We start from the raw sequence: 13,373 nt of genomic DNA on the forward strand, positions 1-13,373 counted from the left end.
AATCGTTATTCATGCCCATTGTATATTACATGTTTAACCTAGTCGATTTGAGAACCATATGGTGTAGATGAATTCTTCAATTCCTTTAAAGTAGGTGGAAGAATTTCTATATAATACCGTTTTCTTTCCTTTTGAATAACTAGATAATCGGATCCAGAGCCAACTATATTTCCATTCAATAATTCTTTAATTTTCAACCAGATTAAATAGATGCATTAGTCAATATTTTTGGTTTTCCATGATATAGAATTTGATTTTAAGGTTTGACATGATCATGCTAAACAGTTAGTCAATCAGTCTGCCAATTAATCTATCAACTAACTGTTTACTTCAATTGGTTTTCAAAGATTAGTGTAAAAATATTTAAGAATTCAACTATCAATGTTTTCCATGGATGCCAGATGTGTAAATTGCAACAACAAGGCAAATTTTGATATTGAAAAGAATAAGATAAAATGTGAAAAATGTGGAATGGAAATAGATTACGATGAGTATATTGAACAAATGAAAGAAAAAGCTGTTACTTTAGCAGATAATTTTCAATCAAGTTGGGATAAGGGAGGATTCTAGGTGATCTAAAAAATAACCTGAATGCGATTAGTTTGTTGTACAAGAAATACAAGTTTAAAGTGAAAATTTCTTGGAACCGAACAAGGGACTATAAGGAAGAATGCAATTTTTAGCAAGATTAATTAAGGCTGAAAATTTATCTATTAAAGACTTTGGTAGAATTTAAAGTAGTTATTTCAGATTCAAAAGGTAAAAGCACTAGTCAAGAGTTGAAGGATAAGAGTGCTCAACCACTATTAGGTTCTAAGCTTGGAGACATATTAGAATCATCTATTTTGGGATTTAAGGAAGGGAAAATAAAGTTAACCGGCGGGAGCGACAAATCAGGTACACCTATGAGATCAGATCTACACGGGGCTACAAAAAAATATGTCCTCATGACTAAGGGAGTCGGAATGCGAAATCTAGCACCTGGAGAAAGAAAAAGAAAATTGGTTAGAGGGAATATGATCACAGAGGAAATTTATCAATTAAATTGTCGACTGATTGATGCGACATTGCCTGAAAAAGAACAACAAACTTCAACACAAGAAGAAGCCCAGGTAACTAAATAAATTCAAAAAATATTTCTCTTATCTTCATTTCATAATTATCTGTTTTATTACTTTAAGTAAATTAATATTTGAAAGAAAAAATACAACAGATATTGCACTGGAAGGATACTTTACCTGAGTGGTATATTCAAAAATATGGTTATCAACCATGTATAAACATAGGTACCTCAGGACATGTAGATCATGGTAAAACTACACTTATTGAAGCTATAACAGGAGTTTGGACAAGCGGTCATAGTGAAGAGCTTCGACGAGGAATTACGATTAAAGTGGGTTATGCAGATGCCGCCTTTTATAAATGTCCCAATTGTCAACCTCCATCAAATTATTCTGTTCAACCTAAATGTGGTATATGTAATTCTGAAGCACAATTATCAAGAGTAGTAAGTTTCGTTGACTCGCCTGGTCATGAAAGTTTGATGGCTAACATGCTTTCCGGAGGTGCTCTTATGGATGGCGCAATATTAGTTGTTGCAGCTAATGAAAAAGTCCCCCAACCACAGACTAGAGAACATCTATTAGCATTACAGGTATTAGGGATTGAAAATATTGTAATCGTACAAAATAAAGTCGATCTAACTGAAAAAGAAAATGCAGTAGAAAATTATAACCAAATAAAAGAATTTGTAAAGGGAAGTGTAGCTGAAAATGCCCCAATAATTCCCATATCTGCACAACACAAGGCAAATATCGATGTATTAATTGAATACATTGAAAAATACATTCCCACGCCAGAAAGAATTCACAATAAAAATGGTATAATGCATATATTAAGATCTTTTGATATCAACAAACCAGGTACACCCATTAAAAACATCAAAGGAGGTGTTTTAGGAGGGGCTTTAATTCAAGGTGAATTTGAAACAGGTAGTGAAATAGAAATTTTACCTGGAATTTACAATGAAAAGAAGAACAAATATGAACCTATTTTTTCTGAGGTAGGGTCACTAGCTACTGGTGCAGGATTGGTAGATAAAGTGAAGCCAGGTGGATTGGTCGCAATAGGTTCAAAACTGGACCCGTCATTTATTAAAAGTGATTCATTGATAGGTGCAGTGGTTGGAAAACCGAATTCATTGCCCCCAGTTGTCGATGAAATTTCAATTGACATTAATTTATTCGATACCGCGGTTGGAACACAGGATTTAGTCAAGGTTGAACCAATCAAAACCAAGGAAAATTTAAGATTGAATATAGGAACAGCGGTTACGATAGGAAATGTTACGAATTCAAAAAATCAGAAGATCGAGGTAAAAATAAAGAAACCGATATGTTTGATGCCCCAAAGCAGAGTAGCTTTAAGCCGGAGAATAGCAGATCGATGGCGATTGATAGGTGCAGGAATAGCTGTATAAATCAAGATGGAGGTTATTTCTGACACTAGTTTTTTAATGGTTTTATGCTATGATCCGGTCAAAAACCGGGACGCTCTAGAATCTAGATTTGGAAAACTTGTATGGCTCATCCATCCAGAAACGATTAATGAACTAGCACAGTTAGAAATAACAGCAGGAATAAAGAGATCAAAAATTGCCAGTCTTTCATTAAAAATAATAAATGATCGGATAAAAAAAGGAGATTTCAAGTATTTAGACAACGATGAACTCAATAAGTTAGAAATAACACAAGCCAATTCAACCGTCGATTCCATTTTATTAAATATCTCAGTAGATAAAAGACTCCCATTAGCAACGATAGACAAGAATTTAATTAAAAGGGCCCTTAAAAAAGGAGTTGATGTATTCACATTAAAAAGCAATAGGATTATTTTTGTACATTCCAAAGTCAGGTCAAATTTAAATTATTCCTGATTACTTTCTTTATATAATGATGAATATTGAAGGGATTGAAATAAGATGGAATGGACATGATGGATTTAGAATTGAAGCGAATGGTAATAAAATTTATGTTGATCCCTATAAATTAATTCCAACATATGCTCGCAAGAGTGATGCAGATATACTTTTGATTTCTCATAATCATTTTGATCATTTAAGTATAGAGGATATTAATAATGTGATAAACGAAAATACGAAAATTATTTGCTCTCATGAATGCGTGGAAGTATTAAAAAAGAATTACAAAGTGAATGAAATAATTCCCTTAAAACCCAAGGAAGCAAGGACGGTTGGAAATATGGAAATAAGAGGTATAGAGGCATACAATACCGACAAAAAATTTCATCCGAAAAAGGATGAAAAAATAGGATTTATCATAAATATAAATGACTTGAAAATATACCATACAGGTGACACAGATATTATTCCAGAAATGGAAAATGTAAACCCAGATATTTTATTTGTGCCTGTTTCGGGTACTTATGTAATGACCGCAAAGGAAGCCGGAAAAGCCACAAATGAGTTAATAAAGCCCAAAAAAATAGCGATACCGATGCATTATGGATCTATTGTAGGAACAGTCAAGGACGCAGAAGATTTTTGCAAAGATGTGAATATTTGTAAAACTGCAATAATGGAAATTGAATAATCCGGCATAATTAATAACATCATCACTAAGAATGATTAAATATTAAATAAAGTTTAAAAAATCATAATAAACGTGTAGGTAATGGCAGGAAGAGAGTTATTAAAATCAGAGAAGAGTCGTAGAACAACTAAATATCTTCTTATAATCGCAGTATTATGTTTAGCATTTAGCATTGCATTCATCCTTAGAGCATACCCAATCAAATATGGATTTTATTTGAATGAATTTGATCCTTTTTTTGATTTTAGAGCTACAGAATATATAGTAAATAATGGATATGGACCATATCTTGAATGGCATGACTACAAGTCATGGTTTCCAGATGGTAGAGAAATTGCTGAAACATCGCAGTCTGGCTTACACCTAACTGCTGCCACGCTCTACAAAATTTTTGGTATGAACATGTCTTTGATGGATTTTACAATATGGTTTCCAGTAGTCATAGGATCTGCATCCACCGTACTTATGTTCTTGGTAGTAAGAGCTATAACCGGAAGCACCATTCCGGGATTAATTTCATCACTTTTCTTTGCAGTGAGTCCTGCAATAATTCAAAGGGGAAACCTGGGTTGGTTTAAGTCAGAGCCACTAGGTCTTTTTTATGGATTAGGAGGCACATATCTGTTCTTATCTGCCCTAAAGGATAAAAAATACAAATTTTTGATCCCCAAAGCAATTTTTGGAGGAATCTTAATTGGACTTGCAGTAACCTCCTGGGGTGGAGCTCAATATTTCGTAATCCCTATTGGTATCTTTATAATAGTCCTTGGGTTTGTTTCCAAAGATCTCAAAAATAATTTAATAGTGGCAGTTCTTTTTACGGCTTCAGTTATCTTAGTTGCAGGTGCTTTTCCGAGGCCAGGCATGTCATTCGTTCTTGGATTACCAGGTTTATTGTTAATTACTAGCTCGCTATTCCTATTAGTCACTACCGTAGTAAGGTTAAAAAGTTCTGAGAGAAGGGCGACTTTAAAAACTGCAATAATTCTAGGAATTTTTGTAATAATAGGAATGTCTATAGTGGTTGGAGGCTTTTACAAAGTACCTTCCTTTAGATATCTCAATGCAATAAACCCATTCCTTTCGTCAGAGAACAAACTAGTAGAATCTGTTGCAGAACATTTCACACCTACGATAGTAGACTATTTTAGACAGTTTTCAATTCTGATCATTTTTGCGGGTCTAGGAATTTGGCTATCATTTAAGAATAAAAATAATACCAATATGATTTTTGCATTGATAATAGGGCTTACGGGAATTTATATTAGTGCAACATTTGCAAGGCTTTTGGTATTTGCATCTATTAGCATAATCATATTATCAAGTATAGGAATTTATCAGTCAATTAGAGCCATAACGTCGATCAGGACAGAAGCGGAGCAAACACTAACAACTTCAAATAAGAGCGGAGCAAAAGCGCAAAAGAACATGAAACTCAAAAAACAATTTTTACCATATGCAGGATTCGCGGCCATTTTGATAGTAATGTTATCTATTCCCATGGTTTACGATAGTAACACAAATTGGATAACTTCTGCAGATGTTCCTACATCCATTGCTAATGGAGGTACTAATTATCGATTAACAACTGACGACTGGATTGAAACATTAGATTGGATGTCCAAGAATACACCAGTTGATTCAGTAGTAACAGCATGGTGGGATTACGGATATTGGATAACAACATTAGGAAATAGAACATCCATTGCAGATAATGCAACAATTAATCAAACAAGAATAGAAACAATAGCAAAAATGTTCATTAGTCCTGAAGAAAAGGGATGGAAAATTGCTAATGATTTGAAATCAGACTATATTTTGATATATGTGGTTGGACAAAAATTGCCTTCTTTGGATCCTGCCAATCCAAGTCCTCTATATGTATTAGGAAGTGGTGGAGATGAAAGTAAAAAGCATTGGTTTATTCGAATAGGTGGATTTAATGAATCAGAATATGTTGAATCTAATGGAGATACACCAAAACAAAAGTACTGGGATTCGCTTTTGGGGAAAATGATGCCGTTTCAAACTATTGGATTCTACAATCCAAGTACTGGAACATTATCACCAACATACCAGCCTAATGCGATACCCTTTTACATTAAGGACATAAAGTATCCAAAAGGTAACACTTCAGAACCACTATCACTGGTATATGCTTCAAAGAGTTTCGAAAGTGATGATCCAGGATTATTTTTTGGAGTGCTGGTGTACAAAGTGAATCACGATTTCAAAGCAACCAATGCAAATGGCACATCCCCCTCCAATATAACTACCCTAGCTAGCAGTCTGGCAAATGGCACATCCCCCTCCAATATAACTACCCTAGCTAGCAGTCTGGCAAATGGCACATCCCCCTCCAATATAACTACCCTAGCTAGCAGTCTGGCAAATGGCACATCCCCCTCCAATATAACTACCCTAGCTAGCAGTCTGGCAAATGGCACCTCAAATTTGATTTTAGAATCTAATGTTTTAAATAATATCAACAATACATCATCAAACAATAGTATGACTACTACCACAAATAACACAGCAACTATTGAAACTACTCAAGGTCCAATAAAAATTGAATTTTATCCTGATGTAGCACCAAATCACGTCAAGAACTTCCAAGATCTGGCTAGCAAAGGATTTTACGATGGAGTAGTATTTCACAGGATAGTACCTGGTTTCGTTATTCAGGCTGGAGATCCAAATACAAAAAATGGCAACAGTAGCAATGATACATGGGGCACTGGAGGTCCAGGGTACACAATAAATCAAGAGTTCAACAACATACCTCATGAAAGAGGAATATTATCAATGGCTCGAACAAATGATCCTAATAGTGCTGGTTCACAGTTCTTTATTGTATTAAATGATTCAAAATTTTTGGATAATCAATATACAGTATTTGGAAAAGTAACAGAAGGGTTAGAAATTGTTGACAAAATTGCAAATTCAACTACTAATGCAATGGATCAACCAGAAGATCCCAATTCAGCTCGAATCAATAAGATCGTCCTTCAATAGACCAACCTCCAACCTCCATCTAAGAAGAACATTTTTTTATTTTGATATCAATCCGTGGTAAATGAAGGGTAACACGGTGCTTACATCTGCATGAATTGTAATTTGCTTAGCTTGTGCAGTAACCTTTCCCCAAGATATAGCCTCGGCAACTGGAGCTCCGCTTAGACTTCCATCCCATTCAGATGCTGTTGTAATATATACCGCATAGTCCAGTCCACCTCTATATTGATTCCACCAAAGAGTATGATGTTTTGAAAGTCCTCCTCCCAACATGAAAGCTCCAGTCTTTTTTGCATCAAAAATTATCTCAGATAACTTTGTCTGATCTTTTAGTATATCAATTTTGAAATCTTTATGAGATTGATTAAATAACCAAATCTGGTTACCCACCGCTCCATCAACAATTCCAGGAACAAATACAGGAATATTGTTCTTAAAAGCCCAGTATAAGAAGGAAGATTCGTTTAAGTGACTTCCAATATATCTAATTATTTCAGATGGGGCCAATTCCCGCGAAGATTTTGAACTATCGTACAGTTTTTGCAAAAAAGATTGAACTTTATTTTCAATAAGAGGTCCATAATTCTTGTTTGGTATCAATATGTTGCCTAATCTATGAATATCTTTCTTTAGTAGAAATTGATCATCTAATCTAAAATCACCTTCATAATATGAGGAAAAAGATTTAGCAATATCGTGATCTAATGCACCACATGTTGTGATAATACAATCAAACATCTTATTCTTTATCATATCGCGTACGATACCTCGGTTCCCCGTAGAAATAAGGGCACCGACAAATGATATGAACTTCGTACAGTTTTTTTCATTTAGCATATTTTTGAGTATTTCAACGCCATTAGCCAAGTGCCTTCCCTCAAATCCACCGGAATCAGCCATATTTTTTAAAATCTGGTTTATCGATGTTCTTTGGTTTATAGAATAATCCCGTACATCTTTGAATAAATAATTCGGACTATCTCTAACATCAACATTCTTTTTTTTGATTTGTCTCAATAAAATGATGTAAATATTTTCACATTAATAAATTACTTTAAATTATATGCTTTACTTGATGTTGTTTAGTTAGATTACAATTATAATAAGTTCGATCTAGATCAAAGGGATTGAGCTATAACCGACATAGTTTTTCAGGGAAAAAAATTGACCCCCCGGAAATCTTTGCTAATATGAATATATCAGAATTGATAGATTTATTCAGAAATACAGGATACAATGCAAGGAGACTAGCAGAGGCTGCAGACATAATGAAAAGAATGGTAGAATCTGATGCGACAATTTGCTTGACTATAGCGGGAGCATTAACTCCAATAGGATTTGGGAAGATTATATCAAGTATGATAGATAACGGTTTTGTAGATTGGATTGTTACAACAGGTGCAAATGCCTATCATGATTTACACTTTGCATATGACTTACCCGTTAGGCAAGGCCATTTTGATGTGGATGATGATATATTATATTCGAAACAAATCGTAAGAATTTATGATGTATATATAAAAGAATATGGTACCCTTCAATCCCAGGATACAATAATTCAAAAAAATATTCAAAATATATACCAAAACCATATCGACCTGACAAATAGCTCAACTGCTGATCTATCTTATTTGATAGGAAAAGAAGCTGCTGAAAAATCCAAGGCGCCTGACAAATCATTTATGGTCTCAGCATACAAATCTAATGTCCCTATTTATATGCCAGCACTCAGCGATTCTTCAATCGGATTGAACATGCTACCTTCAATGCTGGATGGAAAGAAAGCAATCAATCCTATAAAAGATATCGCAGAATCAACAGCAATCTTATGGAAAAGTAATGTATCAGGTGGATTAGAGTTGGGTGGAGGAGTGCCTAAGAACTTTTTTCAGCAGACCGGTCCAGCCCTGTACCAAATTTTAAAAATCAAGGAAGGAGGACATGATTTCATAATCCAGCTCACTGATGCGAGACCCGATACTGGGGGTCTATCAGGAGCGACATTGCAAGAGGGTAAAAGTTGGGGGAAGATTAAAACTTCGCACAAAGGAAATGTAATAGTTTATGGCGATACATCGGTCTATTTTCCAATTCTTTGTTCTTATCTGTTGAGTGAATGTAAACCAAGGAGTAAAAAACAAATTTACAAGAAGAAGGATTCCTGGGTTGAAGAAATGAAAACACAATATATGAAAAAAAATAAAACCAAATAGCAGGATGAATAAATAATAGTAATATAGAAAAAACAGAAAATAGACTAATGTATCTGTATACGTATGTCAGAATTCAATCAACTTTTGGTAAGAAGAATAAGAAACGGTACCGTCATTGATCATATAGAATCTCCGAGAGCGCTGCTTGTTCTTAACATATTAAATATTACAGGTCAAGAGGGGAATGTAATAACAGTAGCTTTAAACGTACCAAGTGTTAAACAGAAAAAAAAAGATATCATAAAAGTAGAAAACAAGTTTTTGGAAAAGAAAGAAACTGACAAGCTAGCATTAATTGCTCCTAATGCAACCATCAATATAATTAAAGATTACAAGTTAACCGAAAAGAGAAGAATTCAGCTTCCTGATAAGATAATAGGTTTTTTTAAATGTCCTAATTTAAGATGCATTACAAACACCGAAGAAGGATTGAGTTCGAAAATCGAAATAATTGACAAAAAAAATATACTATTGAAATGTCAATATTGTGCACGATCCATAACCACTAATGAATTAATTAAATAGAACATAAACATCAAGAAGAAGACTATGAATTGAAAAGAGAGAGATGATGTCTTTTGGTTTTTTTCCAAAATGATCTGAAAAAAGGTTGAACGTCCTATGATACGATCGCTAATTCATTCATATGCAGATGAAAAGTGTTATTCGTAACTAAATGTGTGATACTTTATGATCAAAATATGCTTGCCAACCTGTGTCACTCCCCTCTGCAAACTTCACAGGTGTAAGAACCATCTGCATAAAGTAGAAAATCAGACCATTCACCACATTCATCGCAATATCCAGAAATATTTCGTGGAGAACGTCCAATCTCGCCTCTTATAAGTAGCGATTTTTCAGAAACCACATCAAATAATTCCGGTGTAACGGCAAGAACATCAGACACCGAAATAATTCCGACTAAATTGCCTTTATGGGTCACTCCCAAACGCTTGATTCCATGTTGTCGTAAAAGTCTGGCAGCGGATGTAATACTTTCCTCTCCAGTGATGGTAATTAACTGGTTCATTATATCCGAAGCTTTGATATCAGAAGGGATTGAACCGGCAGCTATTGCTTTGGAAACAATATCCCAGTCAGTAATTATTCCAAGCGGTTTATCGTTATTTAAAATAACAATGCTTCCAATTTTTGCATTAGTCATAAGTTTTGAAATCGTGACAAGGTCATCGTTTGGTCCTGCATGAACTATAGGGCTATTCATGACATCACTAACTAATACACGAGTGGTCATGGCAGTAGTTTCATCTCTAATATCTTTAGACACATCAAATCTTCAGAGTTTGAATTTAATTACTTTTCTATTCGTATTTTGATTCGTACCCATCAATGTTTGAATTTAATTACTTTGGTAAGAAATTATTGAAATCATATTTTAACTCGCCTTTTTCAATAGGCAATAGTTTGAATTGACCTACAGGCAAGATTCTTACTATTTCATCTATTGACAAATGCTTTAGATGGTTTATCAAGCGTTCAGGATATTCATTTTTTATAGAGTAATCTACAAAATCAGATTTTATCTTTTTTGAAGCCTTTACAACATCAAAGCCAGATGGCATCATATTTCTTAAATATATAGATCTTTTCAAGATTGCAGAGAAAGGTCCAACAATAAATAATGGTCGGTCTTCAATAAAAGACAAACCAATTGCAAGCTTTATTTCCAAATTTTTTACAAAATTTCTCTTGCCTTCAATTATAAATGCCCCTTTTGGAAGATACTGACCTGTAGGTGCGCCTTTTTTTACCTGAGTAGGATAGACCCAATACGCATCAGCAGAAGAAAGATTATCCTTCCAGGACCTACTAAAAGATACAGTAGCCTGAGCAGTTTCAATGATACTTTGTGACAGATCCGCGCTGGTCTTGTTATTAGCGTTCTTTAATATAAAGAATGGAGAACCATTAACCTCTGCATGAAAAACATAGTCATTTTCTGTAAGATGTCTTCTTATAAGTACTGAATTTGACGATGAATCCCTGCCGCCTATAGTCAACACATCGTCAGTTGTAAGAAACCATCGATATTTTTCATACCATTCCTTATTAGTCAAAATCTTAATTTCTGATAATGGTTTTTTGTTTTTCTGTTTTTGAATTTTGTCCATTTGTTCAAGCAATTTTGAATGGGAATTCTCTATGGTAATCAATCCTCTTTCCATGTCCTTTGCGACATTAAATAGCAAGGAAGAAATTTTTGGGATGTTAGAATTCCCTATATCTATAGCTATTTTTTCATCTACAATCTCTAGATAATCTTTCCCTTTTATGCTCAAAATTTTAGCATCAGAAGCATGAAGTAATTTTGCAATCGAGTGTTTTCCTGGATTCAACACCCCGTCAGTCTCTTGCATAAGTAGATTGGCAAATTCTCTGAGCTTGTTTGATTTTGCAATAACTAAGTCTTTAGCTTTTTTCTGTTCATTCAAATCATGTTCTAATGATTCGATCTGTTTTTCTAATTCGGAGTTTCTCGATGAACTGGTATGTAAAACAGAATAGTTTAAGAATTCATCAATTGCATCAGTGTACAAGCTATATTTTCTAATATGATCAAGCGGAACATCGGATGGAGTTATCGGGCTTACGTCTGCAGGATTATTCTCATCATCTAAAATAATGCATGGGTCATGTCCAATACCGGTTGAAATATTTCTTATTAATGAGGTCAATTCTTCGAACAAGTTCTTTAGTTCAACTGAAGTCAGGTCTCTAACTTTCTTATTTGAGACTTTACTACTTTGAACTGCCAATTCGATAAATTTCTTTGAAATTGATAACGTTCGTCCTAACCATCTTTTTATATCAATATTGCCCTGATCGCTATTCTTGATTAAAGATAAAAAATCGTCATAATCTAAGGATAGAGGATCAGCTCCTCTAGAAGGAGGAGGAAAGTATTTCAACCCAGGTTTCAACACCCTATGTCGAACATTAATCGGATTTAGAATATTCAAAATCTTGTGAGAGTCATTACAAATTATTATGTTGCCATGACCAAACAATTCGACAATTAAATAATATTTCAATCCTTGAATAGATTGAAAAACAAATTGAACTATTCGTTCTCCAGATACAACAGAAATATCGATCAGTTTTGACCGTTCAAGATCAGTCTTAATTTTTTTTAAAGAGTCATTATCTTCAATAATAGAATATTTATACTTGGTAATACAGATTCCAAAGGAGGAAACTAGAAGTGAAACATCATTTTTTTGTGAATGGTGAAATTTTAGGATCAGAGTGTTTTTTGTTATAAGAGAAATATTGCTTATATAATAAATATCATCAATAACTTCTTTGATGTTATTTACAATATATCTAAGTTCAATCTCTGAAATAGCCATCTAAATTTATCATGATCTTATTGAATATAATAAGATACAATATACAATATACCGCTATTCGGAATTTGAGATTAGCAGAACCAAATGAATTTGAATTCAGGAATAGATTATTAGAATTGATAGTATTGTGAGGCTGTTTCAAACTCATGAATCGTTCGCAAGGAATGGGTCATCATGCGTGCAGACTTTGTCTTTTTCTGATCCAAGAAAGTAGGAATTAAATGTGGCTGATTAAAAACTAATAGCGCATATCCTTGCAAATAGAAGATAAAATATATTATTTAAGAGTCGTTATGGCTGCAATCGCAGGATCCATTTTGGGTGCCATCGTAAAACCTAATTCTGATCAATCCAATACTATAGGATTAACAATATTAGTAGGCATTATTTTTTACTCCATATCTCATATAATTGCAAGTAGGATGGCTGGGGACCTTCCTAAAGAAAAAAAGAAAAAAATAATTACAATAGCAATTTTTGGTTTTATTTTCATGTTACTTACGTTTATGGTATTAACATATACGGTGTTAAACCAACACATCATATGAAACGATGGAAATGAATTGGAATTATAAGACTCCTGGCATTCCTGATGAATTTTTTGACAGGATAGACAACGTACCAATTACAAAAGAAGACATTCGATCGATAATAATTAGCAAACTACGACTAAAAGAAGGGTTTACGACATTAGATATTGGATGTGGTAGTGGCAGTATAACTGCGGAGTTGATTCTTCAAACAAAAGGTAAAGTTTATGCTATTGATATGGACAAGGCTGCGATAGACCTTACGGAGAAAAATTTATCAAAATTTGGAATCTTAAATGATGCCATGATAATACATGGATTGGCTCAGGATGTATTACCAAAGTTGCCGAATGTTGACGCAATTGTAATAGGTGGAACTACTGGAGAAACCGAACAGATAATAAAATTAGCCATTTCCAAGTTAAATCAAGGGGGGAGATTAGTGGTCACATCCATCTTGATAGAAACTATATACAATGCACTTAGGGCCATGCAAGATTCAGAATTGCAAGAGATAGATATAACCCAGGTGACTATTGCAAAGGCAAAAAAGACCAGCTCAGGGACTATGATGATTTCAAGAAATCCGGTAATAATTTTCTCCGGTACAAAGTGAAATACAAAAACTTTAAT

At 34.0% G+C, this 13,373-nt stretch carries 14 protein-coding genes; 10 read left to right on the plus strand and 4 right to left on the minus strand.

Annotated features, from left to right (window positions below; genetic code table 11):
- Positions 1-38 precede the first annotated feature (38 nt).
- Positions 39-179 (minus strand): hypothetical protein, encoded by a 141-nt coding sequence (locus NMY3_RS01755; protein WP_231100173.1) that lies wholly within the window; start codon positions 177-179, stop codon positions 39-41.
- A gap of 202 nt (positions 180-381) precedes the next feature.
- Between NMY3_RS01755 and NMY3_RS01760 the strand changes: the two genes are divergently transcribed.
- The 6 genes from NMY3_RS01760 to NMY3_RS01785 all read left to right on the plus strand — a co-directional run bounded on the left by NMY3_RS01760 (position 382) and on the right by NMY3_RS01785 (position 6,626).
- The gene (locus tag NMY3_RS01760; protein WP_196817248.1) at positions 382-570 is read left to right on the plus strand and encodes a zinc-domain-containing protein; all 189 of its coding nucleotides are present in this window, start codon (positions 382-384) and stop codon (positions 568-570) included.
- Between the two features lie 152 nt (positions 571-722).
- Positions 723-1,124 (plus strand): S6e family ribosomal protein, encoded by a 402-nt coding sequence (locus NMY3_RS01765; protein ID WP_196817249.1) that lies wholly within the window; start codon positions 723-725, stop codon positions 1,122-1,124.
- Positions 1,125-1,249: 125 nt separating this feature from the next.
- Positions 1,250-2,479: a translation initiation factor IF-2 subunit gamma gene (locus tag NMY3_RS01770; RefSeq protein ID WP_425319417.1), complete on the plus strand. Its 1,230-nt coding sequence runs from the start codon at positions 1,250-1,252 to the stop codon at positions 2,477-2,479.
- Between the two features lie 6 nt (positions 2,480-2,485).
- Positions 2,486-2,935, plus strand: a complete 450-nt coding sequence (locus tag NMY3_RS01775; protein ID WP_196817250.1) for a hypothetical protein — start codon at positions 2,486-2,488, stop codon at positions 2,933-2,935.
- A gap of 19 nt (positions 2,936-2,954) precedes the next feature.
- Positions 2,955-3,611 (plus strand): MBL fold metallo-hydrolase, encoded by a 657-nt coding sequence (locus tag NMY3_RS01780; RefSeq protein ID WP_231100175.1) that lies wholly within the window; start codon positions 2,955-2,957, stop codon positions 3,609-3,611.
- A gap of 81 nt (positions 3,612-3,692) precedes the next feature.
- Positions 3,693-6,626: a peptidylprolyl isomerase gene (locus tag NMY3_RS01785; protein ID WP_196817252.1), complete on the plus strand. Its 2,934-nt coding sequence runs from the start codon at positions 3,693-3,695 to the stop codon at positions 6,624-6,626.
- A gap of 36 nt (positions 6,627-6,662) precedes the next feature.
- Here NMY3_RS01785 and NMY3_RS01790 read toward each other — a convergent pair whose 3' ends face one another.
- Positions 6,663-7,634, minus strand: a complete 972-nt coding sequence (locus NMY3_RS01790) for a deoxyhypusine synthase (RefSeq protein ID WP_196818442.1) — start codon at positions 7,632-7,634, stop codon at positions 6,663-6,665.
- Between the two features lie 119 nt (positions 7,635-7,753).
- On the opposite strand from NMY3_RS01790, the gene NMY3_RS01795 reads away from it, so the two are divergent.
- Positions 7,754-8,839: a homospermidine biosynthesis protein gene (locus tag NMY3_RS01795; RefSeq protein ID WP_196817253.1), complete on the plus strand. Its 1,086-nt coding sequence runs from the start codon at positions 7,754-7,756 to the stop codon at positions 8,837-8,839.
- Between the two features lie 63 nt (positions 8,840-8,902).
- Complete coding sequence (pyrI, locus tag NMY3_RS01800) at positions 8,903-9,364, plus strand: aspartate carbamoyltransferase regulatory subunit (RefSeq protein ID WP_186434165.1); 462 nt, start codon at positions 8,903-8,905, stop codon at positions 9,362-9,364.
- Positions 9,365-9,557: 193 nt separating this feature from the next.
- Here the strand turns inward: pyrI and NMY3_RS01805 are convergent, their stop codons facing one another.
- The gene (locus NMY3_RS01805) at positions 9,558-10,127 is read right to left on the minus strand and encodes a CBS domain-containing protein (RefSeq protein ID WP_196817254.1); all 570 of its coding nucleotides are present in this window, start codon (positions 10,125-10,127) and stop codon (positions 9,558-9,560) included.
- Positions 10,128-10,203: 76 nt separating this feature from the next.
- Complete coding sequence (rqcH, locus tag NMY3_RS01810) at positions 10,204-12,210, minus strand: ribosome rescue protein RqcH (RefSeq protein ID WP_196817255.1); 2,007 nt, start codon at positions 12,208-12,210, stop codon at positions 10,204-10,206.
- A 254-nt stretch (positions 12,211-12,464) separates the two neighbouring features.
- Between rqcH and NMY3_RS01815 the strand changes: the two genes are divergently transcribed.
- Positions 12,465-12,758: a hypothetical protein gene (locus NMY3_RS01815; RefSeq protein ID WP_196817256.1), complete on the plus strand. Its 294-nt coding sequence runs from the start codon at positions 12,465-12,467 to the stop codon at positions 12,756-12,758.
- A gap of 10 nt (positions 12,759-12,768) precedes the next feature.
- Complete coding sequence (cbiT, locus tag NMY3_RS01820; RefSeq protein ID WP_196817257.1) at positions 12,769-13,356, plus strand: precorrin-6Y C5,15-methyltransferase (decarboxylating) subunit CbiT; 588 nt, start codon at positions 12,769-12,771, stop codon at positions 13,354-13,356.
- Positions 13,357-13,373: the final 17 nt, after the last annotated feature.

It is taken from the genome of Candidatus Nitrosocosmicus oleophilus, assembly GCF_000802205.1.
GTDB lineage: Archaea > Thermoproteota > Nitrososphaeria > Nitrososphaerales > Nitrososphaeraceae > Nitrosocosmicus > Nitrosocosmicus oleophilus.